At 71.2% G+C, this 24,571-nt stretch carries 25 protein-coding genes; 5 read left to right on the forward strand and 20 right to left on the reverse strand.

The window, feature by feature from the left end:
- Positions 1 to 119 precede the first annotated feature (119 nt).
- Genes ACWGQ1_RS16875 through ACWGQ1_RS16900 form a run of 6 tightly spaced genes read right to left on the reverse strand, consistent with a single transcriptional unit; the run spans position 120 to position 6,902 of the window.
- Entirely contained in the window at positions 120 to 1,130 is a 1,011-nt protein-coding gene (locus ACWGQ1_RS16875) for a sugar ABC transporter substrate-binding protein (protein WP_136044352.1), read from the reverse strand.
- Between the two features lie 47 nt (positions 1,131 to 1,177).
- Positions 1,178 to 2,221: an ABC transporter permease gene (locus ACWGQ1_RS16880; protein WP_240744513.1), complete on the reverse strand. Its 1,044-nt coding sequence runs from the start codon at positions 2,219 to 2,221 to the stop codon at positions 1,178 to 1,180.
- Positions 2,218 to 3,717: a sugar ABC transporter ATP-binding protein gene (locus tag ACWGQ1_RS16885; RefSeq protein WP_136029713.1), complete on the reverse strand. Its 1,500-nt coding sequence runs from the start codon at positions 3,715 to 3,717 to the stop codon at positions 2,218 to 2,220. The genes ACWGQ1_RS16880 and ACWGQ1_RS16885 overlap by 4 nt, the downstream gene beginning before the upstream one ends.
- Positions 3,714 to 4,769, reverse strand: coding sequence for an NAD(P)-dependent alcohol dehydrogenase (locus ACWGQ1_RS16890; protein WP_136029711.1), 1,056 nt, complete (start codon positions 4,767 to 4,769; stop codon positions 3,714 to 3,716). The genes ACWGQ1_RS16885 and ACWGQ1_RS16890 overlap by 4 nt, the downstream gene beginning before the upstream one ends.
- Positions 4,762 to 6,255, reverse strand: coding sequence for a xylulokinase (xylB, locus tag ACWGQ1_RS16895; RefSeq protein WP_366628149.1), 1,494 nt, complete (start codon positions 6,253 to 6,255; stop codon positions 4,762 to 4,764). Before xylB ends, ACWGQ1_RS16890 begins: the two co-directional genes overlap by 8 nt.
- Complete coding sequence (locus ACWGQ1_RS16900; protein WP_452313411.1) at positions 6,252 to 6,902, reverse strand: SIS domain-containing protein; 651 nt, start codon at positions 6,900 to 6,902, stop codon at positions 6,252 to 6,254. The genes xylB and ACWGQ1_RS16900 overlap by 4 nt, the downstream gene beginning before the upstream one ends.
- A gap of 139 nt (positions 6,903 to 7,041) precedes the next feature.
- Here ACWGQ1_RS16900 and ACWGQ1_RS16905 point away from each other — a divergent pair, with 139 nt between their 5' ends.
- Together ACWGQ1_RS16905 and ACWGQ1_RS16910 are read left to right on the forward strand one after the other, a co-directional pair.
- Positions 7,042 to 7,992, forward strand: a complete 951-nt coding sequence (locus ACWGQ1_RS16905) for a sugar-binding transcriptional regulator (protein WP_168387142.1) — start codon at positions 7,042 to 7,044, stop codon at positions 7,990 to 7,992.
- Positions 7,992 to 8,612: a beta/alpha barrel domain-containing protein gene (locus tag ACWGQ1_RS16910; protein ID WP_136029704.1), complete on the forward strand. Its 621-nt coding sequence runs from the start codon at positions 7,992 to 7,994 to the stop codon at positions 8,610 to 8,612. The genes ACWGQ1_RS16905 and ACWGQ1_RS16910 overlap by 1 nt, the downstream gene beginning before the upstream one ends.
- Positions 8,613 to 8,622: 10 nt before the next feature.
- On the opposite strand, the gene ACWGQ1_RS16915 is transcribed toward ACWGQ1_RS16910, so the two are convergent.
- The 3 genes from ACWGQ1_RS16915 to ACWGQ1_RS16925 are packed head-to-tail and all read right to left on the reverse strand — an operon-like array spanning position 8,623 to position 12,280.
- A complete protein-coding gene (locus tag ACWGQ1_RS16915; RefSeq protein ID WP_136029702.1) occupies positions 8,623 to 9,933 on the reverse strand; it encodes an FGGY family carbohydrate kinase in 1,311 nt (436 codons plus the stop codon).
- Between the two features lie 20 nt (positions 9,934 to 9,953).
- Positions 9,954 to 10,970 (reverse strand): magnesium/cobalt transporter CorA, encoded by a 1,017-nt coding sequence (corA, locus tag ACWGQ1_RS16920; protein ID WP_136029700.1) that lies wholly within the window; start codon positions 10,968 to 10,970, stop codon positions 9,954 to 9,956.
- Between the two features lie 26 nt (positions 10,971 to 10,996).
- On the reverse strand, positions 10,997 to 12,280 hold the full coding sequence (locus ACWGQ1_RS16925; RefSeq protein ID WP_136029698.1) for a serine hydrolase domain-containing protein: 1,284 nt from the start codon (positions 12,278 to 12,280) through the stop codon (positions 10,997 to 10,999).
- Positions 12,281 to 12,379: 99 nt separating this feature from the next.
- On the opposite strand from ACWGQ1_RS16925, the gene ACWGQ1_RS16930 reads away from it, so the two are divergent.
- Positions 12,380 to 12,694: a DUF2470 domain-containing protein gene (locus ACWGQ1_RS16930; protein WP_136044268.1), complete on the forward strand. Its 315-nt coding sequence runs from the start codon at positions 12,380 to 12,382 to the stop codon at positions 12,692 to 12,694.
- Between the two features lie 54 nt (positions 12,695 to 12,748).
- A complete protein-coding gene (locus tag ACWGQ1_RS16935) occupies positions 12,749 to 13,396 on the forward strand; it encodes a biliverdin-producing heme oxygenase (RefSeq protein WP_452313412.1) in 648 nt (215 codons plus the stop codon).
- A gap of 56 nt (positions 13,397 to 13,452) precedes the next feature.
- On the opposite strand, the gene ACWGQ1_RS16940 is transcribed toward ACWGQ1_RS16935, so the two are convergent.
- Positions 13,453 to 14,838, reverse strand: a complete 1,386-nt coding sequence (locus ACWGQ1_RS16940) for an ATP-dependent DNA helicase (RefSeq protein ID WP_136029696.1) — start codon at positions 14,836 to 14,838, stop codon at positions 13,453 to 13,455.
- 115 nt (positions 14,839 to 14,953) lie between these two features.
- On the opposite strand from ACWGQ1_RS16940, the gene ACWGQ1_RS16945 reads away from it, so the two are divergent.
- Positions 14,954 to 16,027 carry a hypothetical protein gene (locus tag ACWGQ1_RS16945; RefSeq protein WP_136044270.1) on the forward strand — a complete coding sequence of 358 codons (1,074 nt, stop codon included), beginning with the start codon at positions 14,954 to 14,956 and terminating at the stop codon, positions 16,025 to 16,027.
- A 9-nt stretch (positions 16,028 to 16,036) separates the two neighbouring features.
- Here ACWGQ1_RS16945 and ACWGQ1_RS16950 read toward each other — a convergent pair whose 3' ends face one another.
- From ACWGQ1_RS16950 to ACWGQ1_RS16995, 10 genes are all read right to left on the reverse strand, one after another.
- On the reverse strand, positions 16,037 to 18,061 hold the full coding sequence (locus tag ACWGQ1_RS16950) for a cytochrome c oxidase assembly protein (protein ID WP_206252308.1): 2,025 nt from the start codon (positions 18,059 to 18,061) through the stop codon (positions 16,037 to 16,039).
- Positions 18,062 to 18,143: 82 nt separating this feature from the next.
- Positions 18,144 to 18,431: an HU family DNA-binding protein gene (locus tag ACWGQ1_RS16955; RefSeq protein WP_017203554.1), complete on the reverse strand. Its 288-nt coding sequence runs from the start codon at positions 18,429 to 18,431 to the stop codon at positions 18,144 to 18,146.
- 394 nt (positions 18,432 to 18,825) lie between these two features.
- Positions 18,826 to 19,131 (reverse strand): 30S ribosomal protein S14, encoded by a 306-nt coding sequence (gene rpsN / locus ACWGQ1_RS16960; protein WP_017829734.1) that lies wholly within the window; start codon positions 19,129 to 19,131, stop codon positions 18,826 to 18,828.
- 3 nt (positions 19,132 to 19,134) lie between these two features.
- Positions 19,135 to 19,305, reverse strand: a complete 171-nt coding sequence (gene rpmG, locus ACWGQ1_RS16965; RefSeq protein ID WP_017203558.1) for a 50S ribosomal protein L33 — start codon at positions 19,303 to 19,305, stop codon at positions 19,135 to 19,137.
- Positions 19,305 to 19,541, reverse strand: a complete 237-nt coding sequence (gene rpmB, locus ACWGQ1_RS16970) for a 50S ribosomal protein L28 (RefSeq protein WP_025102729.1) — start codon at positions 19,539 to 19,541, stop codon at positions 19,305 to 19,307. The genes rpmG and rpmB overlap by 1 nt, the downstream gene beginning before the upstream one ends.
- A 140-nt stretch (positions 19,542 to 19,681) precedes the next feature.
- On the reverse strand, positions 19,682 to 20,389 hold the full coding sequence (locus tag ACWGQ1_RS16975) for a DNA-3-methyladenine glycosylase (protein WP_136044272.1): 708 nt from the start codon (positions 20,387 to 20,389) through the stop codon (positions 19,682 to 19,684).
- Between the two features lie 16 nt (positions 20,390 to 20,405).
- Entirely contained in the window at positions 20,406 to 22,277 is a 1,872-nt protein-coding gene (locus tag ACWGQ1_RS16980) for a hypothetical protein (protein ID WP_452313413.1), read from the reverse strand.
- The gene (locus tag ACWGQ1_RS16985) at positions 22,267 to 23,073 is read right to left on the reverse strand and encodes a TIGR03943 family putative permease subunit (RefSeq protein WP_452313414.1); all 807 of its coding nucleotides are present in this window, start codon (positions 23,071 to 23,073) and stop codon (positions 22,267 to 22,269) included. Before ACWGQ1_RS16985 ends, ACWGQ1_RS16980 begins: the two co-directional genes overlap by 11 nt.
- The gene (locus ACWGQ1_RS16990) at positions 23,066 to 24,106 is read right to left on the reverse strand and encodes a permease (RefSeq protein WP_136032084.1); all 1,041 of its coding nucleotides are present in this window, start codon (positions 24,104 to 24,106) and stop codon (positions 23,066 to 23,068) included. The genes ACWGQ1_RS16985 and ACWGQ1_RS16990 overlap by 8 nt, the downstream gene beginning before the upstream one ends.
- Entirely contained in the window at positions 24,103 to 24,519 is a 417-nt protein-coding gene (locus ACWGQ1_RS16995; RefSeq protein WP_136032082.1) for a Fur family transcriptional regulator, read from the reverse strand. The genes ACWGQ1_RS16990 and ACWGQ1_RS16995 overlap by 4 nt, the downstream gene beginning before the upstream one ends.
- Positions 24,520 to 24,571: the final 52 nt, after the last annotated feature.

Genomic DNA, 24,571 nt, shown 5'->3' on the forward strand with positions numbered 1-24,571 from the left:
GGAGCAGGGGGGGGGGGGGGGGGGGGGGGGTGGGGGGGGGCGTGGGGTTTTTGGGGGGGGGGGGGGGGGGGGGGGGGGGGGGGGGGGGGCGGGCGCCCCCCCCCCCCCCCGACGCGGTGTCACTGGTCCAGCAGACCGGCTTCCTTGTACAGGTCGATGTACTCCTGCACGTTGTCCTTCGTGATCAGCGGGTTGCCGATGTCGACGTTGACCTCGTCCTCGGCGCCCGTGAGCAGGTCGTGCACGGCCTTGAGGTTCAGCTGCGCCAGCTCGCGGGCGTTCTGCAGCGAGGTCGCCGTCATGGTCCCCGCCTCGATGAGCAGCGTGGCCTCGGGGGTGCCGTCCACGCCGAACGCGAGGATGCCGTCGAAGCCGCTCTTGCCCTTCACGGCCTCGAGCGCACCCGACGCCATGTTGTCGTTCATCGAGATGATCGCGTCGATCTGCGGGTTCGCGAGCGACCAGTCCTCCATGAGGGTCATGGCCTCGTCCTTGTTCCAGTTCGCGATGTCCTCCGCGACGATGTTCACGTCGCTGCGCTTCTCGAAGAACTCCTTCTGCCACGCGTCACGGCGGGCCGTGCTGTGGAAGTTGCCCGCCGGGCCGTTCAGCACCACGACGTTGGCGCCGTCGGGGATCTGCTCGACCGCGAGCTCGGCGACCACGGCGCCCTGCTTGTACGGGTCGGCGTCGACCGAGTTGCCGCCGCTCAGGCCTTCGACGCGCGGGTTCGTGGTGATGGTCACGATGCCCGCGTCGATGGACTGCTGGATGTACGGCAGCTGCGCGTCGGCGTTGTTCGCCTGGATGATGATCGCGTCGAACCGGTTGGCGATCGCGTTCTCGATCATCTTGTTCTCGATCTCGTCGTCGGCCTGGCCGTCGAACACCTCGAGAGTGATGTCGTCGTAGTTGCCGGCTTCCTGCTTCATCTCGTTCGCGAGCCACGCGGCGAACGAGTCGGCCTGGGCGCGGGCGATGTACGCGACGCGGTACTCGTCCTTGTCCTCGGAGGCGCCTCCGCCGCCGTTCCCGGCCGGGTTCCCGGTGGTGACGGCGCAGCCGGCGAGGCTGATCGCCGCGGCGGCAGCGGCGCCGAGCGCGATGATCCTGCGGGTAAGACTCTTCATTGTCTTCTCCTGTTTTCTGTGGGTGGGTGAAGCGATGGACGGAGGGGTCAGGACGAGGTCCTGCCGCCTCCCGGATCGGATGCGGACGAGGAGGCTCCGACGGGGAAGGGGTCGCCCTTCGCGTCGGACTTGAGGATGGTGGTCTTCGCCTTGCCGCGCTTGCTGAAGACGTCGTAGGCGACGGCGACGACGATGATGGCGCCCATCACGATCTGCTGGATGTACGAGCCGATCCCGATGAGGTTCATGATGTTGCCGAGGATGCCGACGATCAGCGCGCCCGCGAGGGTGCCCATGACCGTGCCGACGCCGCCCGAGAAGCTGGTGCCGCCGATGATCGGGGCGGTGATGGCCTGCAGCTCGTAGCCGACGCCCGCGTTGGGGAGCCCGGCGTTGACGCGCGACATGAAGATCACGCCCGCGATGCCGACCAGGGCGCCGTTGACGAGGAACGCCTGGTACTTCACCCGCTCGACCGAGATGCCGGCAGCGCGAGCCGCCTCCTCGTTGCCGCCGACCGCGTAGACGGAGCGGCCGTAGCGGGTCTGGTTCATCAGGTACCAGATCACGATGGTGACGCCGATGAGCACCAGCACCGGGATGGGCAGCCAGCCGAGGTTGCCCTGGCCGATGAGGATGAAGTCGCCCAGCTGCAGCACGTTCTGCCCCTGCGTGAGCTCGAGCACCGCGCCGCGCGCCATCAGCATCATGCCGAGGGTCACGATGAACGCGGGGGTCTTCAGCGTCGCCACGAGGAACGCGTTGACGAGGTTGCAGAGCATGCCGATGAGGATGCCGGCGAGGATCGCGAGCAGCAGGTTGCCCGTCGACTTGTAGACCAGCACCGACACGACGCCCGCGAACGCCATGACGGCACCGGCCGACAGGTCGATCATGCCGCCGATGATGAGCGTCATCGCGCCGAACGCGAGGATCGTGATCACGGCGACCTGGCGGAGCACGTTGAAGATGTTGTCGGAGCTCAGGAAGTTCGGGCTCAGGAAGCTCGCCGCGACGATCACCACCAGCAGGATGATGTAGATCGAGAAGCGGTTCACCTCGAGTCTCTTCAGGTTCTGGAGCATTGTCATGCCACCTCGATTTCATTCATGGCGTAGGTGAGGATGGTTTCCTGCGAGAACTGATCGGGCGTCAGCTCCGCGGTGAGGCGTCCGGCCGACATCACGTAGATGCGGTCGCACATCCCGATGAGCTCGGGCAGCTCGGAGGAGATCATGAGGATGCCGCGGCCCTGGCGGGCGAGCTCGGTCATGATCTTGTAGATCTCGAACTTGGCGCCGACGTCGATGCCGCGGGTGGGCTCGTCGAGCAGCAGCACCTTCGGGTCGGCGATCAGCCAGCGGGCGAGGAGCACCTTCTGCTGGTTGCCGCCGCTGAGGTTCGCGATGCGCGTCTGCAGGCTGGGCGCCTTGACGTTCATCTTCTGGAAGTACTCGGTGACGAGCTTCTCCTCCTCGCGGCGCCGCGCGAAGCCCCCGCGAATGACCTTGCGCAGGCTCGCCAGCGTGGCGTTCTTCATGATGCTCAGCTGCGGGACGATGCCGACCAGGCGGCGGTCCTCCGAGAGCATCGCGACGCCGGCCTTGATCGCGTGGGTGGGGTTCTTGATCTTCACGGTCTTCGTGTCGACCTCGATCTCGCCCGCGTCGAGCTTGTCGAGCCCGAACACCGCACGGATGACCTCGCTGCGTCCGGCGCCGATGAGCCCCGCGAGCCCGACGATCTCGCCCGCGCGGATGTGCAGGTCGATGTCCTCGAACATGTGCGCGGCGGAGAGCCCGGTGGCGCGGAACACGGTGTCGCCGATCTCGACCCGCTCCTTGGGGTAGGACTGGTGGTCGAGGTCGCGGCCCACCATCTGCGCGATCACCTGACTGGAGGTGATGTCCGCGGCGGGCTGCGAGCTGACGACGGTGCCGTCGCGCAGCACGCTGATGTCGTCGGCGAGCTCGAAGACCTCGTCCATCTTGTGCGAGATGTAGATGATCGACTTGCCCTGGGCGCGCAGGTCGCGGATCTTCGCGAACAGCGACTCGACCTCCTTGTGCGCGATGGCCGAGGTCGGCTCGTCCATGATCAGCACGTCGGCGCTGTGGTAGACCGCGCGCAGGATCTCCAGGGTCTGGATCTCCGACACGGTGAGGGTGCCCAGGCGTCGGTTGATCGAGAAGTCCAGGCCCTCCTCGGCGAGGATGCGGCGGGCCTCGCTGCGGATGAACCGCCAGTCGACCTTGCCGTACTTCATCGGCAGCCGGCCGAGGAAGAAGCTCTCCGCGATCGTCATGCCCGGCACGTAGTTGAGCTCCTGCGAGATCATCGCGATGCCGCGGGCGCGGGCGTCGATGGGGTTCTTGATCCGCACCTCCTCGCCGCGCACCCGGATCGTCCCGGCGTCGGGCTGGTAGATGCCGTTGATGATCTTCATGAGCGTCGACTTGCCGGCGCCGTTCTCGCCGCACAGGGCGTGCACGGTGCCGGGGCGCACGTCGAAGGAGACGTCGTCGAGGGCCTTCACCCCGGGGAACGACTTCGACACCCCCTCGACCGACAGCAGCGTCTCGCTCATGACGCCGCCTTGACCGACGGCTCGTCCACGCGCCGGGTGCGGGGCAGGACGATGCGCTTGAGCGAGTCGATCGACCCCTCGCCCGACAGCGCCTCCTCGACCTGCTCGATGCCGTACACGTGGGTGACGAGCGAGTCGAGCTCGACCTGGCCGGACTCGAGCAGGGCGCGGGCGATGGGCCAGGTGCCGGTGTAGCGGAAGATGCCGGTGACGTTGAGCTCGCGCATCGCGACCTCGGGCACCGAGAGCGGGAACTCGTCGGCGCTGCCCACCAGCACCACGGTGCCGCCCGCGCGGGTGGATCGGATGCCGTTGACGATCGCGGGGGTGGCGCCCGAGGCGTCGATGAAGACGTTCGCCGCCAGTTCGACGGTGGACTCCGCGGCGGGGTCGACCACGCGGGCGCCGTAGGAGGCGGCGAGCTCGCGGCGGGCCGGGTTGATGTCGGCGACCACGACGTCGACTGCGCCGAACGCCTTCGCGACCTGCGCGGCGATGATGCCGATGGGGCCGCCGCCGGCGATCAGCACGGTGTCGCCCACCTTGATGCCGCCCTTCTGCGCGGCGGCGATGCCCACCGACAGCGGCTCCATGAGCGCGGCGGCGTTGTCGCTGATGGCGTCGGGCACCTCGTAGGCGAAGTCGTCCTGGATCAGCACGTAGTCGCAGAAGGCGCCGTCGATCGGCGGGGTGGCGTAGAACTCCATCTGCGGGCAGAGGTTGTAGTCGCCGGCGCGGCAGAAGTCGCACCGGCGGCACGGGCGCTGCGGCTCGATGGCGACGCGCTGCCCGACGCGGGCGGGGTCGACGTCGGCGCCGACCGCGACGATCCGGCCGCTCACCTCGTGGCCGAGGATCAGCGGGCTCTCGACGACGTAGGGTCCGATGCGTCCGTGCTCGTAGTAGTGCACGTCGGATCCGCAGACGCCGACGCTCGCGACCTCCACGAGCACCTCGTCCGCGGCGGGCGTGGGGACGGGGCGCTCCTCGAGCACCAGGTCCTTCACCCCCCGCAGCACGCTGGCGGTCATCGTGGACGGGATCTCAGACATGAGTGTCCTCTCTCTCGGGGGAAAGCGGGTGGGCCGCGGCCGGCTCGGCCTGCAGGTCGGCGAGGTGCAGGTAGCGGTCCCACACGTCGCTGCGGTCGGCGGCGGGCTCGGTCACCGAGGTGGTGGCGGGGCGCCAGGCCGCGGTCACGGCGGCGACCGTCTCGCCGCGGTGCACGGCGGCGGCCTGGATCGCGGCGCCGCGCGCGGTGCCCTCCGGCGCGTCCACGGTGTGCACGGGCCGCTGCGTGAGGTCGGCGATCACCTGCCGGTAGGCGAGCGAGCGGGCGCCGCCGCCGATCGCGATGGTGAGGCCCGTGGTGGGGATGCCGAGCGCCGCGAGGGCCCGCTCCCCGCGGACGAGTCCGAGCGCGACGCCCTCGAACGCGGCGAGGGCGAGCTGCTCGCGTCCGGTCGCGGTGGTGAGTCCGGCGAGCATGCCCCGGGCGGACGGGAGCCGGGGCGAGCGCTCCCCGTCGAGGTAGGCGGCCAGCACGGGTCGCTCAGGGTCGAGCGGGGCGGCGAGGGCGAGGTCGGTGAGCTCGCGGTGGTCGACGCCGAGCAGCCGCGCGATCGTGTCGGTCACCTTGGTGGCGTTGAGCGTGCAGACGAGCGGCAGGTAGCCGCCGGTCACGTTGGCGACACCGTCGACGGCCCCGGTCACGTCGGCGACCGGGTCGGGCGTGGTCGCGAACACGACGCCCGAGGTGCCGAGGCTGTACGCCACGTCGCCCTCGCCGAGCCCGATGCCCTGGGCGGCGAGGTGCTGGTCGCCGCCACCCGCGCTGACCTGCGCGTCGCGGTCGATGCCGAGCGCGTCGGCCGCGGCGGGGAGGATGCGCCCGGCGGCCTCGTCGGGTCCGAGCACCTCGGGCAGCAGCGGCGCCCAGTCGCGCTCGCCCACCGCCTCGTCGAGGATGTCGGTGCGCCAGCGTCCCGTCGCGGCGGAGTAGTAGCCGGTGCCCGAGGCGTCGGAGCGGTCGGTCACGCGGCGCCCGGTGAGGCGGTACGTGAGCCAGTCGTGCGGCACGGAGAGGTGACGCGCGCGGGCGAGGGTCTCCGGCTCGGTCTCGGCCAGCAGCGCGAGCTTCGACACGGTGATGGCCGCCGACGGCACGATCCCGATCTGCTGCGCCCACCAGGCGGCGGGGTGACGCGCGAGCAGCGCCGCGGCCTGCGGGGCGGAGGTGGTGTCGTTCCACAGTCGCGCGGGGCGCAGGACGCGTCCGTCGGCATCCGACACGACGAGGCCGTGGCACTGCGCACCGACGCCGACCGCGACGATCCGCACGTCGGCGCCGCGGCGGGCCTCGGCCATCGCGGCGACCAGGGCCGCCCACCACGCCTCGGGGTCCTGCTCGCTGACGGGCGGGTGGGTCACGGGGTGGGGGGCGCGCCCGGTGGCGACGAGCGCCCCGGTGGCGGCGTCGCGCAGCTCGACCGTGCACGACTGGGTGGAGCTGTCGACTCCGGCGACCACGTCGATCATCGCGCGACCTCCTCGAACGGGGGGACGGTGAGGCGGGAGGGGTCGGCGGGGAGGTCTTCGAGGCGTCCGACGGCGCCCGCGGGGTGCGTGGTCATGAACTCCGCCCACGTGTAGCCGCGACCGCGCATGAGCACCTCGGCGAGCGCGTCGCCCCACGCGGACTGCGCGATCGTGATGCCGGTGGCCACGATGCCGCCGATGTCGGCCGAGGGCTGCACGGCCACGGCGACGCTGTGGTCGGCGAGCCGCGCGAGGGGGGTGTCGTGGCTGCGGGTGAGGGCGATCACGCGGGCGCCGCGGCCGCGGGCGATGCGGGCGAGCTGCACGACCTCGTCGGAGGCGCCGCCGTTGGAGATCAGCAGCACGAGGTCGTCGGCGGTGATGGCGCCGGAGGCCCCGTGCAGCCCGTCCATCGGGGAGAACGGCAGCGACGGCGTACCGGTGACGGACAGGATGTGCGCCATGCGCCGGGCGACCGTGCCGGAGGTCCCAGAGCCGCCGATGAACAGCTTGCCCGTGGCGGACAGGATCATCGAGGCCGCGGTGACCAGGGTGCCGTCGATCGTGTCGATCAGTGCGCGCACGGCCTCGGCCTCGGCCTGGAGCCGCCCGCGCGCTACCGCCAGGATGTCGTCATCGACGTTCAACACGTTCTCCCTCGATCGCGCCTCGCACATGCTGCGCTCATCTGTGATGCTTGGATGTACGTTTGAGCATAGGAACCGTCGCAAGCCGGAGGAAAGGCAGCCGTCACATATGTCACAGTTTCGTGATTTCAACGCTCAAATGAGCGATGCGACGAAGAGCGTGGATCAGGATCGCGCCCTCATGGCGGCCGTCGCCCGGGCGCACTACCTGGAGGACCGCTCCCGCGTCGACATCTCCGACGCCCTCGGCATCTCGCGCTTCAAGGTCGCCCGCCTGCTCAGCCGCGCCAAGGAGGAGGGCATCGTCACGATCGAGATCCACGACTGGGGTCTCCCCGACGTGGAGCTGAGCCAGCGCCTGCAGGACAAGCTCGGCCTGGAGCGCTGCCTCGTCGTGCGCTCGCACGGAGACGACGATGACGTGCGCCGCCAGATCGGCGCCGCCGCCGCCCGCGCGCTCAGCGAGACGCTGCAGGAGGACGAGGTGCTCGGCGTCACCTGGGGCCGCACGCTCACCGCCACCGCGAGCCAGTTCGCGCACCTGCCGCGCCTGTCGATCGTGCAGCTCACCGGTGTCGTGGCGGGCGACCTCGCCTCCTCCCCGATCGAGGTGGTGCGACAGACCTCGCGTCGCGCGGGAGGCGCGGTGTACCCGATCTTCTCGCCGCTCATCGTGGACGACCGCGAGACCGCGATGAGCCTGCGCCGGCACCCCGACATCCGCTCGGCGATCGACCTGTTCCCCTCCGTCACCACGGCGCTGCTGTCGGTCGGAGCATGGGACCCGCCCGTGTCGCAGGTGCGCGACGTGCTGCCCATCGACGACCTCGCCAACGCGCTCAGCAAGGGGTGCGTCGCCGACATCGCCGGCATCCTCATCCGCAGCGACGGGACCCCCGTCGACACGGAGTTCCAGGACCGCTGCATCAACATCTCGTACGAGCAGCTCCAGAAGGTGCCGCGCGTGGTCGCCGTCGCGGGAGGAGCCGCGAAGGCCGACGCGATCCGCACCGTGTCGCGGGTGGGACTGATCAGCGAACTGTTCACCGACCACGCCCTCGCCCAGGCCGTGCTGGCGGACGACGAGTGATGCGGATCGCCGGGTCGCTGTGGTCCGTGGCCCCGGACGACCGCCTCGACACCGCACTGCGACTGCGCGACGCGGGCCTGGGCCGGCTGCACTGGGACACCACCGACGGGCGGTTCGCCGCGGCCGGGGGCTTCACTCCGGACGACGCCGCCGCGCTGGCCGCGCAGACGGGCATGACGGCCGAGGCGCACGTGATGGCGCACCGCTCCGCGCGCGAGGTCGACGCGTGGGCCGACTTCTGCGACCTCGTGATCGTGCACGTCGAGAGCGCCGACTGGAAGGATGCGGTCGCGCGGATCGAACGCCGGGGCGTGCGCGCCGGGCTCGCCGTCTCCCCGCAGACGCCCGCGACGGCCGTGCCGCTCGACCTGCCCGTGCTGTGCATGTCGATCGTGCCGGGGCAGGCCGGGAGCACGTTCGACGAGCGGGTGCTGGCGAAGCTCTCGGCCCTCCGCGATGCCGCGCCCGCACGACCCCTCGGCGTGGACGGCGGCGTGCGCCGTGAGCACGCGGAGGCCTTGTCCGCGGCCGGCGCCGACTGGGCCGTGGTCGGCACCGACCTCGTGTTCGACGGCACCGCGGCGTGGTCCGACCTGCTGCGGCCCGCCGCTGAGGCCTGAGCCGCGCGGGTCAGGCCGCGGGCGGCAGCTCGTGCCCGAGCGTGCGGGCGGCCTGACGTGCCATGCCCCAGGCGACGAACTCACCCGCGGGCGGTGCCGTCATCGGGATGTCGAGGATGAGCGGCGCGATCTCCCTGACCGCCGCCGACCGGGCGCCGCCGCCGATCAGGATGCCCCGCGCCGTCGGCACCCCGAGCGCGCGGATCGCGTCGAGGCCGTAGCGCAGGCCGCCCAGCACGCCCTCGAACGCGGAACGCGCGAGGTTCTCGCGCGTGGTGACCGCGAGGGTCATGCCGAACAGGGTGCCCGTGGCGTCGGGCAGGTTCGGCGTGCGCTCCCCCTCGAAGTACGGCTCCAGCACCAGTCCCCCGGCACCCGGGTCGGCGGCGAGCGCGAGCCGCCCGAGCTCCTCGTGGTCCACCGCGAGCAGCGTGGCCAGCGTGTCGAGCACGCGCGCCGCGTTCACGGTCGCGACGAGAGGCAGGTGGCCCCCGGCCGCGTCGGCGAAGCCCGCGACCATGCCCGACGGGTCGATCGTGCGGTGGGCACTCGTGGCGAACACCGTGCCGCTCGTGCCGATCGACACCACCACGTCGCCCACGGCCGCGCCGAGCCCCAGCGCCGCACCGGCGTTGTCGCCCGACCCGGGACCGACCCGGCGCCCGTCCGCATCGGTCACGGCCGCGTCGTGCGCGAGCACGCGAGGCAGGATCGCGTCGTGGCCGAGCGCGGCGGCGAAGAGCTCGCGGTCGTAGCCCGCGTCGGTCCAGTAGCCGGTGCCCGAGGCCTCGGAGCGGTCGGTGACCAGCTCGTCGAGATCGGCTCCGCGCGGCGCGTCCGGTCCGAAGCCGCGCAACCGCCAGGTGAGCCAGTCGTGGGGCAGGGCGACCGCTCGCACGTGCGCGGCGTGCTCCGGCTCGTGCTCGCGCAGCCACCGCACCTTGGTGAGCGTGAACGACGGCACGGGCACCAGGCCCGTGCGCTCGGCGAGGGCGGCGGCGCCGTGCTCCGCGATCAGGGCGGCCGCCGCGTCTGCCGAGCGCAGGTCGTTCCACAGCAGGGCCGGTCGCACGACCCGTCCCCGGCCGTCGAGCGCGACCATGCCGTGCTGCTGTCCGCTGATCGCCCAGGCCCGCACGTCGTCGAACCCGCCCGCCGCGGCGATCGCGGCCTGCAGCGCCCGCCACCACTCCTCCGGGTCGACCTCGGTGCCCGGCGGGTGCGGTGCACGCCCCTCGCGGATCACCCGACCGGAGAGGGCGTCGGCGATGACGACCTTGCAGGACTGGGTCGAGGAGTCGATTCCCGCCACGAGTTCCATCCTGCGATCATCCCACGGCGTCAGAGCCATCCCTTGTTCTTGAACGCCGCGTAGAGTCCGAGGCCCATCGCGACCATGAGCGCGAGCGCCATCGGATAGCCGAGCAGCCAGTGCAGCTCGGGCATGTGGTCGAAGTTCATGCCGTAGATCGTGCCGACCAGGGTCGGGGCGAACAGGATCGCCGCCCAGCCGGAGATCTTCTTCACCTCTTCGTTCTGCCGGATGCTGAGCTCGGTCATGCGCCGCATCTCCTCGTTCTGGCGGCGCGCGACGATGGTCGACTCGACCGTGAGCGCGTTGTCGAGCACGGTGCGGAACGTGGTCGCCCTGTCGCTCACGCGCAAGGTGTGGTCGAGCACGTCGCGCAGGTACCGCTGCAGCTCCTCGCTCACCCGGTACTTGTCGGAACCGCGCAGGAGCGCCTCGAGCATGCCGACGAGCGGCTGGGTGGCGCGCTGGAAGTCGATCACCTCGCGGCCCAGGTCGTAGATGCGCTGCGTGGCGTCCACATCCTCCTCGAACAGCTGGCTCTCGATCTCGTCGATGTCGTTCTCGAGGCCGGCGAGCACGGGGGCGTACTCGTCGACCACCTCGTCGAGGATCGCGTACAGCACGGCCTCCGGCCCGTGGGAGAGCAGCGCGGGGTTGGCCTCGAGGCGGCGGCGCACCCGCGCCAGATCCGGGGCCTCCGCGTGGCGGATGGTCACCACGAAGTCCGGCCCGACGAGCACGTGCACCTCGCCGAACTCGACCTCCTCCAGGTCGTCGAGGTAGCGGGCGGGTCGCAGCACCATGAACAGCACGTCACCGTAGCGCTCGAGCTTGGAGCGCTGGTGGCCGGACAGCGCGTCCTCCACCACGAGCTCGTGGAGGGCGAACTCGTCGGCCACGGCGCGGATCTCCTCCGGACTCGGCCGGTACAGCCCGATCCAGCTCATGCCGCGTCGCTCGCGCATGCGCTCGAACGTCTCGCTGAGGGTCCGCGGGTTCTCCGTGCGGACGCCGTCCACGTAGATCGCGTTGTCGACGATCGCCACGACGACCCCTTCCGATCAGCCGGTGCTCACTCCTCCGCGGGGGCGACGCACGGGAGCGCGGCGTCCGTGGTGGCCTGGTGGTACTGCTCCGCGGTGAACGGCAGCCCGAAGTCGGGGGCGGTCTGCCCGGACGCGGCGGGGGCCTTCGACGCGATGGCCGCGAGCTCCCACGACAGCTGCTGGGCGAACAGCGCCCCGGCGGTGGAGTCGTTCAGCACCACGGCGACCGTGAACCCGGTGGCCGGGTCGGAGTAGGCGGCGGTCGCATAGCCGGGGGTCCAGCCGTGCTGGCCGACCATCGAGCCGACGAGGTAGGCACCGCCGGTGGCCTGGAACCACGACGCGGCCGTGTCGGACACGGGCAGCGGCGAGCCGAAGCGCGCGGGCTCTTCCTTCGTGCGCAGCGCCTGCGCGGCCTCCGCCTGGGCGTAGCGGCCGAGGTCGGTGATGGTCGACACGACGCCGGAGTCGGTGAAGCCGGAGCTCGACGAGAGGGTGGTGATGTCGACCGGGGCCGCGCAGTTGAAGCCGCCCTCGACAGCCGACATGTAGTGGCCGTTCATGGCGGGCTCGGGCACCGGCGGGGCGGCCTGCGGCGTGGGCAGCTCGGTCTGCGTGAGGCCGAGGGGCTCGGTGACGTACTCCGCGATGAGCTCGCGCGCGGTCATGCCGGTGGCGCGCTCGAGCGCGAGGCCGAGCAGCAGGTAGCCCGCGTCGGAGTCGCGGAAGGTCGTGTGCGGGGCCACCCTGGCGCGGCCGAGGCCGTAGCCGGCGAGCTCGAGCGGAGCCCACACGCGCTCGGGGGTGTTGATCCAGGCGGCCTTGGCGGTCTCCTCGGACGACCCGGCGCCGCTCGTGCCGTTGCAGAGGTCGAGCAGGGTCACGTCGGTCATGTCCGCGACGCCGGAGACGTAGGTGGGCACCTTCGCGTCGAGCTCCACGGTGCCCTCGTCGGCGAGCGCGTACAGCACGTCGCACGTCATGAGGCGCGTGACGTCGGCGATGCGGAACGACATGTCCGTCGTCAGCTCGGCTCCGCCCTCCTTGTCCTGCGTGCCGGCCGCTGCGACCCAGCTGCCGCTCCACGGCACCCAGACGCCGACGATGGCTCCGGACGCACCCGACGCGGTGAGCGCGTTGTCGACCGCGGTCTGCATCGCCGCGACGGTGTCGTCGGGCAGGGAGGCGTCGACCTGGTCGGGCGGCGTGTAGCTGAAGGAGTCCTCGGACGAACAACCGGTGAGGACGAGCCCGAGCACGACGGCCGTGGCCGCTGCGGCGCGCCACCGGCGCGACGAGAGAAGCTGCATGTGAAGGAACCCCCGAGGACGTATCTCCCGAGTCTAGAGCGAGGATGCTGGAAGTCCGCCTCGCGGGACCGCGCCGATCGCGGCCCGTAGGGTGTGAGGGTGCCCCACGACTTCGCTCCCGACGTGATCGCCGCCGTGCTCCGCCACATGAACGGCGACCACACCGACGACAACCTGCTGATCGCCCGCGCCTTCGCCGAGCCCGCCGACCAGGAGCCGACGGCGTCCGTCATGACCGGCTTCGACGGCGAGGCCGGCGTGTGGGAGGTCACCCGCGGCGGCTCCACCTCGACGCTGCGCGTGCCGTGGCCCGGCGGTCCGATCACGGAGCGCCCCGAGGTGCGACGCGAGGTCGTGGCGCTGTACGACGCGGCGTGTGCGCGCCTGGGCGTCGAGCCGCGGCCGCACGACTGACTCCGCACCGACTCGGACTTCCGTCCAAGGTTAGGCTGCCCTTACACTGGGGCCATGCCCGAGATCCTCTCCTTCTCCGCCGCCCTCCGCGAGCGCTCCTCCGGGTCGCACTCGCGCAGCGAGACGGCCGGCTTCATGTCCGACCTGCTCAAGGGCGAGGGCTCCCGCGAGGACTACATCGCGCTCGTCGCGCAGCACTACTTCATCTACGAGGCCCTCGAGAGCGCGAGCGACCGCATGCGCACCGACCCCGTCGCCTCCGTGTTCCTCAGCGACAAGCTCACCCGCCTCCCCGCGCTCGAGGCCGACCTCGAGTTCCTGCTCGGCGCGGACTGGCGCGACCGGATCACGCCGCTGCCCACCACGCAGCGCTACGTGGAGCGCATCCGCCAGGTGGGCGCGACCTGGGCCGGGGGCTTCGTCGCCCACCACTACACGCGCTACCTCGGCGACCTCTCCGGCGGCATCTTCATCGGCCGCGTCATGTCCCGCCGCTTCGGCTTCGAGACCAACGGCGTCGGCTTCTACCTGTTCGACGACATCGCCGACCCGTCCGCCTTCAAGGACGTGTACCGCGAACAGCTCGACGCCGCCCCGTGGGACGAGGCGGAGCGCGAGCGCGTGATCGACGAGGTGCTGCTCGCCTACCGGTTCAACACGGAGCTGTTCGAAGACCTCGACCGCGCCCGCGCCGCCGCCTGAGCGCCCTCACCGGGCCCTGAGCGAGCGCCCGCGAGACGAAGGGCGTCCACCGCGGTTCAGCCCGTGGGAAGCTCCGGCGTCGACGCCGCCAGCCACGCGTCGCGCATGAAGCGCCGCACGTCCTCGTCGACCCGGATGTCGCTCGGCCGCAACGGTCGCGACAGGTACAGCCCGTCGAGCGAGGTCAGACGGCTCAGCGCCACATAGGTCTGCCCCGGCGCGAACGCCCCGGAGCCGAGGTCGATGATCGCGCGGTCATAGGTCTTGCCCTGCGACTTGTGGATGGTCACGGCCCACGCGAGCCGCAGCGGGAACTGCGTGAACTCCGCCACCACGTCGCGGGACAGCTTCTTCGTGTTCGGGTCGTAGGCGTAGCGGAACCGTTCCCACACGGCCGGCTCGACCTCCACCTCCTCGCCGTCGATCTCCACCCGCACGGCCCCGCCGAGAATGCGGGTGACGGTGCCGATGGTGCCGTTGACCCAGCGCGGCGGCTCGCCCGACATGGCGGTGTCGTTGCGGAGGAACATCACCTGCGCGCCGACCTTGAGCTTGAGCTCCGACTCGGCAGGCAGGGCGGCCTCGCCGCGTCCGAAGTCGCCGTTGATCTCGGCGCGCGCGGTCTGCTCCTTGCCGGGGAGGGCGGCGAGGTGACGGCCGTTGATGCCGTTCACGATGTCGTTGCGCGTCGCGAGGGTGATCATCGGCACCTCGCCCGGCTCGGGGTCGGGCGGCGTGCGGGCACCCTGCGCGTTCAGCACCCCGGCGATCTCCGCGGTCACCCGGCCGTAGCGCACGGCGTTGAGCATCGCCTTGAACCCGTCGTCGGACTGCCGGTGGATCTGCACCAGCTCCCGCACGTGCAGCTCGGCCCTGGTGTCGACCTGGAACAGGCCCTCCTGGTCGGAGAGCCCGGAGCCGCCCGACCACACCTTCGCGTCGAAGAACCAGAAGGAGCGGTAGTGGTCCTTCACGTAGCGGGCCTCGTCGCCGCGCGGCGGGACGGGCGCGAGCTGGTACGGGTCGCCGAACATCACCACCTGCACACCGCCGAACGGTTCGCCCCTGCGTCCGCGGGCCTGCCGCAGCGAGCGGTCGATCGCGTCCATGAGATCGGCGTTGACCATCGAGATCTCATCGATCACGAGGGTCTCGATCGCATTCAGGATGCGCCGGGTGGCATCGTTCTGGTCGATGTCCGCGTCGCCGATCAGCCCGATCGGGAGCCGGAACAGCGAGTGGATCGTCTGCCCCTCGACGTTCAGCGCGGCGACGCCGGTGGGCGCGCAGATCGCGATCTGCTTCTTCGTGTTCCAGGCGAAGTGCTGCAGGAGCGTCGACTTGCCGGTGCCCGCGCGGCCGGTGATGAACACGTGCTCCCCGGTGTCCTCGATGAGGCGGAACAGCTCCTGCTGCTCCTCGGACAGGGCGGGAAGGGACACGGTTCTCTCAGGGCTGCAGGGGCGGACGGGGGCGCCCACCCATGCTACGTCGCGCCGGGAGTCGCGGGGCGCCGACGCTCGGCGTCCCCCCAGGACTCCCTCCTAGACTGACGCCATGGAGCGGGCCGGGAGGAGCACGCCCCGGCGTGCGCGCCTGGGCGTGGATCTGACCATGCTCGCCGTCGTCGGCGTGATGCTGTTCGCCGCGATCGGGGCGGGCGGCGCGACCCTCTACCAGCAGTTCTACGGCCCCTCGGCGTTCGTGGTCCGCTACCTCGACCTGCTCGCATCCGGCCGCGCGGCCGATGCGCTCCGGGTGCCCGGTGTCGCCATCGACCGCGAGACGCTCGAGAAGGCCGGCATCGACCCCCGCGCCTCGGAGGCGATGCTGCGGCGCTCCGCGCTCGGCCCCCTCACCGACATCGAGGTGAAGTCCGAACGGCCCTCCGGCGACGGCACTGCCGTCACCGTCGGCTACACGGCCGGTGGCCATCACGGCACCACGACCTTCCAGGTGCAGCAGGACGGCTGGGCCGGCGTCACCCCCGACTGGCGGTTCACCACGAGCCCTCTCGCGGTGGTCCAGCTCACCGTGCGCGGCTCCGACCGCTTCGCCGTGAACGGGTTCGAGGTCGATCGTCGGCAGGTGTCCGTCGCGGGGGCCGAGGCCCAGCCGCTCGACCCCCTGCCGCTGCTCGTGTTCACCCCCGGCGTCTACTCCGTCACGGTCGACACCGCGATCTCGACGTCGTCCGGCCACGGAGTGCTCGCCGACAAGCCGCTCGCCGTCACGCCGCTCGACGTGCAGACCGAGCCGACTCCCGAGTTCGTGTCGGTGGTGCAGCAGCGCGTCGAGGAGTTCCTCACGCAGTGCACGACCCAGGAGGTGCTGCAGCCCACCGCGTGCCCGTTCGGCCTGCGCGTGACGAACCGCATCTCCGCACCGCCCACCTGGTCGATCACGAGTCAGCCCCAGATCGCGGTCGTCCCCGCCGAGGACGGTCAGTGGCAGATCCCGCCGGCCGATGCGGTGGCCCACGTCGAGGTCGAGATCCAGTCGCTGTTCGACGGCTCGGTCGAGCCGGTGTCGGAAGACGTGCCGTTCCGCGTGAACGGCACCATCGCGATCCTCCCCGACGGCTCCGCGTCGATCAGGGTCGGCTCTCCCGACGAGCCCGCCGAGGACTGACGCCGGGGATCAGCGCCGGTCGCGCTGGGCCTGGCGCTCCGCCGCGCGCTGGTCCCGCGCAGCGAGCTCGGCGAGGCGCGCGTTGTACTCCTCCAGCTCAGCGTCGCCCGTGCGGTCGGCGTGCCGGTCGCGACGCTTCTGCAGCTTGGTGTCGCTGCGGCTCCACTGGATCGCGACCGTGATGGCGAGGATCAGCGTCGGGATCTCTCCGATCGACCAGGCGATGCCGCCGCCCACGTACTGATCGGTCATGGGATCGGCGCCCCAGTCGCGGCCCATCGCGCCGAACCAGTCGGCGACCATCAGCCCCTCCTGCATCATGATCGCCATGCCGAAGAACGCGTGCATGGCCATCACGGCGATGAGGGTGATGAGCCGGCCGGGGTACGGCAGCCGGTACGGCACGGGGTCGGCACCGATCAGGCTCATCACGAACAGGTAGCCCGAGATCAGGAAGTGGATGACCATCCACTCGTGCCCGAGGTGCTCGTACATCGACCAGCGCACCAGGTCGGTGAAGTAGAACGCCCACAGCGACACGATGAAGATCGCGGCCGCGACGAACGGGTGGGTCACCACGCGCGCGAACGGCGAGTGCACGGCCCACATGATCCACTCGCGGCCGCCGCGGGTGCCGTCGTCGCGCTTGTGGATCGCGCGCAACGCCAGGGTGATGGGTGCACCCGAGACGAGCAGCAGCGGGATCGCCATCGAGAGCATCATGTGCCCGAGCATGTGCACGCTGAACAGGTACTCCTGATACGCGTTGATGGGCCCGCCCGTCACCCACACCAGCATCAGCATGCCGAGCACCCAGAAGACGGTGCGGTGGATCGGCCAGCGGTCGCCGCGCAGGCGCAGCCGCCGCACGCCCGCGAGGTAGAGGAAGAGCCCGAACCCGGCAGCCACCAGCCACAGCACGTCGATGTCCCACGCCGTGAACCACCGCGCCAGCGTGAGCTCGGGGGGAAGCAGGGAGCCGGTGAGGATCTGCGCCGGGGTCTGCGCGAACGCGGCGGTCTCGCCCGTGGGCGGAGGCGTGCGCGCGAGGGCCGCCGCGGCGCCCGAGGCGAGCCCCATCAGCGCGACCTCGCCCAGCACCAGCAGCCAGAACCAGCGGTTGGCGCGGTCACCGTCGAGCTTCGGGATGAGGCGGGCGCGGTACCAGGCGCCGAGCAGGCCCATCCCGACCAGCAGCACGGCCTTCGCGATGACGATCGTGCCGTAGGGCGTCGACCACACCGCCTCCCAGGACCCCACCGCGACGATCGACCGTGTGAAGCCGGAGAGCGCCACGACCGCGAAGGCGGCGATGGCGAGCGAGGAGTAGCGCGACACCAGGCGGGCGCGGTCGATGCCCGGCTCTCCGCGCAGCAGCACCAGCAGCAGCAGGCCGCCCAGCCACACCGCGGCCCCGATGGTGTGCAGCAGGATCGAGTTGACCGCCATGTTGTGGCCGTCGAGGTCGCCCGCATGGCCCTGGGTCGCCAGCGGCAGGAACGACACCGCGGCGAGCAGGGCCGTGATCAGGGTGGGCGTCCAGGACCGCCAGGCGAACGCGAGCACCGTGATCACGGCGCCGAGGATCGTGGTGATGAGCCACGACTGTCCGAGCGGCAGCTCCAGCAGGAACCGTCCGAGCTGTGCACCGAACTCCCGCTCGATGCTGAGCTTCGGGTTGAACGCCGCCATGAACGCGAGGAAGCCGGCGAGACCGGCCGAGACCGTGAACACCGCGGCACCGATCGACGCGATGTTCAGGGCCCTGTCGAACGACCGCTCGCCCGCGCGGAGTGCGAACAGAGCGAGCACGAGCGACCCGAGCATGAGCGCGCCCGAGAGGTTCATCACGAGCTTGGCGATCGGTGTGCCCCACAGCACCACGGGCCCCGGGTCCTGCAGCAGGGGCGGCTTGGCACCGCCGCCGATGAGCAGCGCCCACACGAGGGCGACGAGACCCGCCGCCAGCAGGATGACGACGCCGGCGACGCGATACGCCGACGTCGTGCTCGGCGTCTCGGTGCGGGAACTCACCCCTCCAGCCTAGGCGCGCTGGACGGGGGGAAAGCACGAAGGCCGCTCCCGGATCGGGAGCGGCCTTCGAACGGGTGCGGTCTTACTTGACGGCAGCCTTGAGCTTGGAGCCGGCGGTCACCTTGACGCGCTTGCCAGCGGGGATCTTGATCTCGGCGCCGGTCTGCGGGTTGCGGCCCGTGCGAGCAGCGGTGTCGACCTGCTCGAAGGAGATCCAGCCCGGGATCGAGACCTTGCTGCCCTTGGCGACAGCGTCGGAGACCGTGGCGAACAGCGAGTCGAGGACACCGGAGACGGTGGCCTGGCTCTGGCCGGTGGCGGAAGCGATGCTCGCGACGAGCTCGGTCTTGGTGATGGACTTGTCAGCCATGTCATCCTCCAGCGACGAAGGACCGTCGCATCGTTGTGGGTGCGAGAGGCGGGTGCCTCCCGTTGGTCGAGTGACCGCCTTGAATGTACCAACCACCACCCGGATTTCCGCGTCATTTCGCGGGTTTTGACCAATTACCCGGCGTGTCGCGCCACTTTGGTCACACGTGTCACAGAATTCGGGAGGCTCATGCCCTCGCGCGGGACGGCGCCGACGATCACGGGATCGGCGTCCGCGAGCGCCACCCACCCCTGCCGGTCCGCCCCGATCTCGCGGCACTCTCGCGATCGCCGGAGCGCGTCGGCGCTCACCCGGGCCGCGAAACGACGGAGACGCGGGGGTACGCGAAAGGGGCGAGGATCCGAAGATCCTCGCCCCTGTCGACGGCGGTGACTTACCAGCTCGACTTGGTCACGCCGGGCAGCTCGCCACGGTGTGCCATGTCACGGAAGCGGACACGCGAGATGCCGAACTTCGTGAGGACACCGCGGGGGCGGCCGTCGATGACGTCGCGCGAACGCACGCGAGCCGGCGACGCGTTGCGCGGCAGCTTCTGCAGGCCGACGCGAGCGGCCTCGCGGGCCTCGTCGGTGGCGTTCGGGTCGACCAGGGTCTTCTTCAGCTCGGCACGACGCTCGGCGTAGCGCTCGACGATGACCTTGCGCTGCTCGTTGCGCGCGATCTTGCTCTTCTTAGCCATGGATCAACGCTCCTCTCGGAATTCGACGTGCTGACGGATGACCGGGTCGTACTTCTTCAGCACGAGGCGGTCGGGGGTGTTGCGGCGGTTCTTCTTGGTCACGTACGTGTAGCCCGTACCCGCCGTGGAACGCAGCTTGATGATCGGACGGACGTCCTGAGCCTTCTTGGCCATTAGAGCTTCACACCCTTCGCCTGGAGGTCCTTGACGACGTTCTCGATGCCGCGCGCGTCGATCACCTTGATGCCCTTGGCGGACACGTTGAGCGTGATCTTACGACCGAGCGAGGGCACGAAATAGGTCTTCTTCTGCACGTTCGGGTCGAAGCGGCGCTTCGTCCGGCGGTGCGAGTGCGAGACGTTGTGACCGAAGCCGGGAACAGCTCCGGTCACCTGGCACACTGCTGCCATGATGATGACTCCTTCATTACCGTGAGGCCGGACGGCCCCACCCAAGATCCCTTGTCTGCACGCAACCTCGACCCGCCGATCTCTCGGCCGCGGAAGGGGAAGCATGCGAACTACGCACAGGAGCGTGCGCAGACAAAGAGTCAGTCTAGCACGGGCAGGGTCGCCCCCAGTGCCGCGGCCTCGGCGGCACCGCGCCCCCACCGGAACGCCGACACGGTCGGGTCGTCCGGGATCCAGAACCGCCACGGGAAGGCGTCCGTCCCCGCGACCCCCGCGACCCCGACCCTCGGCCCCTGCGACACATCCGCGACCGGCGCCCCGAGCCACAGCTCCGCGCGGGCGCCGTTGTGCTCCGCGCCCGTGACCGCGTCGATCCCGTCGTGCAGCGCGTGGCGCAGGCCGACCGCCTGGCCCAGTCGCCCCGGCCCCCTGGCGAGGTCGCGTCGGGCCGTTCGCCCCAGCGGGAGCGGGGCACCGCGGCGGACGGCCGCAGCGTCCTCACCGGCCACCACCTCTCCGGCGCGCAGCAGCACCCCGTCGCCCTGCCCCTCCGGACCGCACGCCACGTTCACGCACGAGTGGATCCCGTGGCTCAGGTAGACGTACAGGTGGCCCGGCTCGCCCCACATCGTGGCGTTGCGGGCGGTGCGACCCATGCGCGCGTGCGAGCCGGGGTCGACGCGGTCACCCGTGCCCTGCCCGTGATACGCCTCGACCTCGGTCACGCGCACGCGGACCTCCACCGGCACACCGCCCTCGATCACCACGGTGCGCAGTTCCGCGCCGAGCAGGGTGGGCGCCACCTCGACGGCGGAGCGCATCACGTCGTCGCGGGTCACGCGTCGCAGCGGAACGGCCGACACGTCAGAACCGCGGCGCCGTCTGGCACCAGGAGGCGTCGAAGCCGGTGAGGGCCACGAGCTCCTTCCCGGAGTCCAGGTCGATCAGGTGGGTCTCCAGCCGCCCCGGAAGCGGCAGCAGCATGCCGTCGTAGGGGTTGTTCGCCATATCGGGGGCGACCACGACGGCCGCGTACTGCCCGCTCGGCGACGCGCACGCCTGGAGGATGGCGTCGCTCGACCCCACCTCGACCAGGGGTTCTGCGACCCCGTCGTCGTCCACGCGGACCACCGCCTGCCCGATCGGCAGTCCCGAGTCGTCGCGCGACACCACGTGCCGCAGCGTGCCGCCGGGGAACGGCGTGATCGTCGTGGCCGTGCCGTAGTCGGGCGTCGAGGCCGCGAGCGGCTGCTCCGAGCCGTCGGTGAGGTTCAGCTCGACCACGGTGCCGTCGAGTCGCTCCACGATCGCGGTGTAGGTGCCGCGCGAGATGCCCTGAATGGTGGTGGCGAGCCCGAGCGACTGCACTCCCGCGTCGCTGGAACGGTCGACGAGGGCGAGCGCGCCGTCGAAGTCGATGAAGAGCACGGCGGCGCTGTCCGGCACGAACTGCCACACGAAGACGCTCGCCTCCTCCCCTGCGACCTCGATGATCTGCGGCTCGTCGTCGCCGCTCAGCGACTGGGTCACGAGCACGCTCGCGCGGCCCTCGCTGTCGCCGAGCTCGCGGTCGGAGTAGCTGTAGCCGACGAGGTTGCCGCGCTCGGAGACCTGGATCTCTCGGACATAGCCGTCGCCGGGCAGCGTCAGCTCGCGCTGGTCCTCACCGTCGCGGTCCATCACCAGCAGGTGCGAGCCGTCGTCTTCCTCGACCGAGGCCACGAGGCGCGTGGAGGTGGCGCGGAAGTCGTTGATCCGCGGATGCGAGAACACCGGCACCGCCTTCTCGCCGCTGAGGTCGGTGCGGAAGATCGTGTCGTCGCCGTCGACGTCGCGCCGCAGCAGGAACATCATCGAAGCGGGCGTGGTGAAGCTCGTCGTGAGCTCGGCGGACGGACCACCGCTCGCACCGACGGCATCGGACACCGTCACGGTGTACGTCGTGTCGTCGTCGAGCGGCACCGTGAAGCGCACACCGATCCCGCGGCCGGCCGCGTCGACCGTGAACGGCACAGCCGGCTCGACCGACACCTGGTCCGCCTCGATCGCGGCGAGGGGCTGGTTCGCGGTGAGGATCAGGCGGCTGCCGGACGATTCGATCGCCTGGGCCGCGTCGACCTGCACCTCCGAGATGCGCGGACCCTGCAGCAGGCTCACGACGCCGAAGCCGGTGCCGACCAGCACCAGCACACCCAGCACGGCACCGATCGTCAGCAGGAACCGGCGTGACATCCGCGGCCCGGCCGCCGCACCGGCGCGGTCACTCGCCGTGGGCGGGCCATCGGCGGGACGCCAGCCCGGCGCGGCAGCCTCTGACGTCTCGGCCGCGGGCGGCGTCGGGGTCGCGGGCGGCGCGGCGGCGGCGGATACGGGTTCGGGGGCAAGCGGCACCGCGGGCACAGACGATCCGGCGGACGGGATCGCGGAGGCGGACGCGGAGGATCCCGTCGACGGGACCGCGAAGGCGGGCGCATCCGGCTCGGCGGAAGGAGCGGCGGGCGCCTCAGGCACGGCGGGGAAAGTCGCGGGCACCACCGAAGACGGCTCCGTCGACGCGGGCGACGGGGGCGCATCCGGCTCGGCGGAAGGGGCCTCGGGGGCGGGGGCGGGGCCCTCCCCCTCGACCAGGGAGACCGACTCGGCGGCCGCGCGCTCCGCCGCCTCCCGCGCGGCGCGCAGTTCGGCGCGCGTGCGCGGGACGGCGGGCGTCTCGCGGCGCTCGTCGTCAGTACTCATGGGGTTCCTTTGGCTCTTCGGTCGCGACGACGTCCTTCGGCTTGATGCGCAGCGTGCCGTCGGCGTCGGCGCGCACCGTGCCCGTCACCTCGACCCACTGCCCCGTCTCGTACTCGCCGGGGTCGACGTCGGTCGGCAGGGCCGCGGTCTGCGCGTCGATCACGCAGTGCGTGATGACGAGCCGGGTGAGGTTCACGCCGTCGCCCTTCCCCGCCGGGGTGACGAAGCCGGTGAGCGTGACCGGGGCCCCGTCGTACGCCGCGGTGTTCGTGGCCCCCGCGAAGACACTGGCCCAGTCGCCGATGCCGAACGTCGAGGTGTCCGCGACGCCGAGGGCCACGGTGTCCGCCCCGGCGAACAGCGTGGACTGCTCCCCCGCACGCGACATTGCGAGCTCGACCGACAGCGAGGCGGGCGGCAGCACGAGCGCTGCGGCCACGACCCCGGTGGCGACCACGCCGCCCGCGACCGCGCCGACTCCGGCCAGGGTCCGCCGGGGAGTCACGGTCGTGCGCGACGCCTCGTCGTCCGCGTGCTCGGGCTCCGCGGTGGCGTCGCCGTGGTCGTGGCCGTGGTCGTCCTCGGCCCCGAGCGGCAGGGTGCACGACCACACCGCCCCGGCGAGCGTGACCACGGCGGCCGCACTCGCGAACCAGACCGACTCGGGGCTGATGTAGAGCGTCAGGCGTCCGGTGACCGCGAGCCCGAGCGTCACGACCGCGACCGCGGAGGCCAGTCCGACGCCCAGCCATCGGGTCGCGAGGGCTCGAGCGCGCGGTGTCTGCTGCTCAGACAAAGACGTTCACCCCGATCCCGATCGCGAAGGCCGCGGCGAGCACGACCGCGGTGATCCCGACGAGCGTGCGCGCGGTGAAGGTCGTGCGCATGAGCGCCAGCATCTTGATGTCGACGAGCGGCCCGACCAGCAGGAACGCCACGATCGCCCCGCTGGAGAAGGTGGACGCGAACGACAGCGCGAAGAACGCGTCGACGTTGGAGCAGATGGCAACCACGATCGCGAGCAGCATCATCGCCACGATCGACAGCACCGGGTTCGACCCGATCGCCAGCAGCACGTCGCGCGGGATCAGCACCTGCACGGCTCCCGCGAGCGCTGAGCCGATCACGAGCGCCGGCATCACCGCCCGCAGCTCGACCAGGAACTGCGTGAGGCTGCGGCGGATCGGGGTGCCCGGCTCGTGCGTCACGCGCTCGCACGTGTCGACGAAGCGCTGGGTGAGCAGCGAGTCCGGCGACGGGTGCAGGCTGTAGATCCAGCCGATCAGGTTCGCGATCAGGTAGCCGCCGACCAGGCGCGCGACGAGGATGCCGCCGTCCCAACCGAAGGCCGCGTGCGTGGTGAGGATGACGATCGGGTTGACGATGGGCGCGGCGATCAGGAAGGTGAGGGCCTCCGCCGGGGCGAGGCCGCGCATCATCAGACCGCGCGCGAAGGGGACGTTGCCGCACTCGCACACCGGGATGAGCATCCCGAGGAGGGACAGCACCGCGCGCCGGGCCCACGCGCGGCGTGGCAGCCAGCGGTGGATGACGTCGGCGGGCAGCCACACCTGCACGACGATCGACAGCAGCACGCCGAGGATCACGAACGGCAGTGCTTCGATCAGCACGCTGAGCGCCAGGGTGAGGCCGTCCTGCGCCCTGGTCGGCAGCGATGCCGGGTACAGCGACGGGAGCAGCAGGTCGATCAGGAACAGCGCCGCCACGATCGCGGCGCCGAGACCGAGGCCGATCCAGGGCGACCGCGGCGGTGTCGCGTGTCGGTGCGTGTGGCCCGGACGGGAGGCCGTTCGTGCCGGGGAACTCACGCTGTCGCTGTCCTGCCGGCCTCGCGCTTGTTGGCGCACGGGGTGCACAGCCCGAAGATGTCGACGACGTGCGCGGCGTCGGTGAACCCGTGCAGAGCGGCGGTGCGGTGCGCCCACTGCTCGACGTCCTTCGCCTCGATCTCGACCGTGAGCCCGCACGACCGGCAGATCAGGTGGTGGTGGTGCCCCTGCGTGGAGCAGGCACGGTACAGCGCCTCGCCCTCGGGGCTCTGCAGCGAGTCGGCATCACCCGAGGCGGCGAGCCCTGCCAGTGCGCGGTAGACCGTGGCGAGGCCGATGCCGGTGTTGTCGTCGCGGAGGGAGGCGTGCAGGCTCTGTGCGCTGACGAAACCGCGGGCGTCGGCGAGTGCTTCGCGCACGCGTTCGCGCTGCCAGGTGTTCCGCTGAGCCATGCCTTCGATTCTAGGCCGGAGGGGGTTGGCGAGGGCTGGGAGCGGACGGGGG

This window comes from Microbacterium sp. NPDC055599 (assembly GCF_053618975.1).

Bases quoted from the DNA above. Each gene is read 5' to 3' on its own strand.
- ACWGQ1_RS16875 (WP_136044352.1), bottom strand. From the start codon at position 1,130: ATGAAGAGTCTTACCCGCAGGATCATCGCGCTCGGCGCCGCTGCCGCC.
- ACWGQ1_RS16880 (WP_240744513.1), bottom strand. From the start codon at position 2,221: ATGACAATGCTCCAGAACCTGAAGAGACTCGAGGTGAACCGCTTCTCG.
- ACWGQ1_RS16885 (WP_136029713.1), bottom strand. From the start codon at position 3,717: ATGAGCGAGACGCTGCTGTCGGTCGAGGGGGTGTCGAAGTCGTTCCCC.
- ACWGQ1_RS16890 (WP_136029711.1), bottom strand. From the start codon at position 4,769: ATGTCTGAGATCCCGTCCACGATGACCGCCAGCGTGCTGCGGGGGGTG.
- xylB (WP_366628149.1), bottom strand. From the start codon at position 6,255: ATGATCGACGTGGTCGCCGGAGTCGACAGCTCCACCCAGTCGTGCACG.
- ACWGQ1_RS16905 (WP_168387142.1), top strand. From the start codon at position 7,042: ATGAGCGATGCGACGAAGAGCGTGGATCAGGATCGCGCCCTCATGGCG.
- ACWGQ1_RS16910 (WP_136029704.1), top strand. From the start codon at position 7,992: ATGCGGATCGCCGGGTCGCTGTGGTCCGTGGCCCCGGACGACCGCCTC.
- ACWGQ1_RS16915 (WP_136029702.1), bottom strand. From the start codon at position 9,933: ATGGAACTCGTGGCGGGAATCGACTCCTCGACCCAGTCCTGCAAGGTC.
- ACWGQ1_RS16925 (WP_136029698.1), bottom strand. From the start codon at position 12,280: ATGCAGCTTCTCTCGTCGCGCCGGTGGCGCGCCGCAGCGGCCACGGCC.
- ACWGQ1_RS16935 (WP_452313412.1), top strand. From the start codon at position 12,749: ATGCCCGAGATCCTCTCCTTCTCCGCCGCCCTCCGCGAGCGCTCCTCC.
- ACWGQ1_RS16945 (WP_136044270.1), top strand. From the start codon at position 14,954: ATGGAGCGGGCCGGGAGGAGCACGCCCCGGCGTGCGCGCCTGGGCGTG.
- ACWGQ1_RS16955 (WP_017203554.1), bottom strand. From the start codon at position 18,431: ATGGCTGACAAGTCCATCACCAAGACCGAGCTCGTCGCGAGCATCGCT.
- rpsN (WP_017829734.1), bottom strand. From the start codon at position 19,131: ATGGCTAAGAAGAGCAAGATCGCGCGCAACGAGCAGCGCAAGGTCATC.
- rpmG (WP_017203558.1), bottom strand. From the start codon at position 19,305: ATGGCCAAGAAGGCTCAGGACGTCCGTCCGATCATCAAGCTGCGTTCC.
- rpmB (WP_025102729.1), bottom strand. From the start codon at position 19,541: ATGGCAGCAGTGTGCCAGGTGACCGGAGCTGTTCCCGGCTTCGGTCAC.
- ACWGQ1_RS16980 (WP_452313413.1), bottom strand. From the start codon at position 22,277: ATGAGTACTGACGACGAGCGCCGCGAGACGCCCGCCGTCCCGCGCACG.
- ACWGQ1_RS16995 (WP_136032082.1), bottom strand. From the start codon at position 24,519: ATGGCTCAGCGGAACACCTGGCAGCGCGAACGCGTGCGCGAAGCACTC.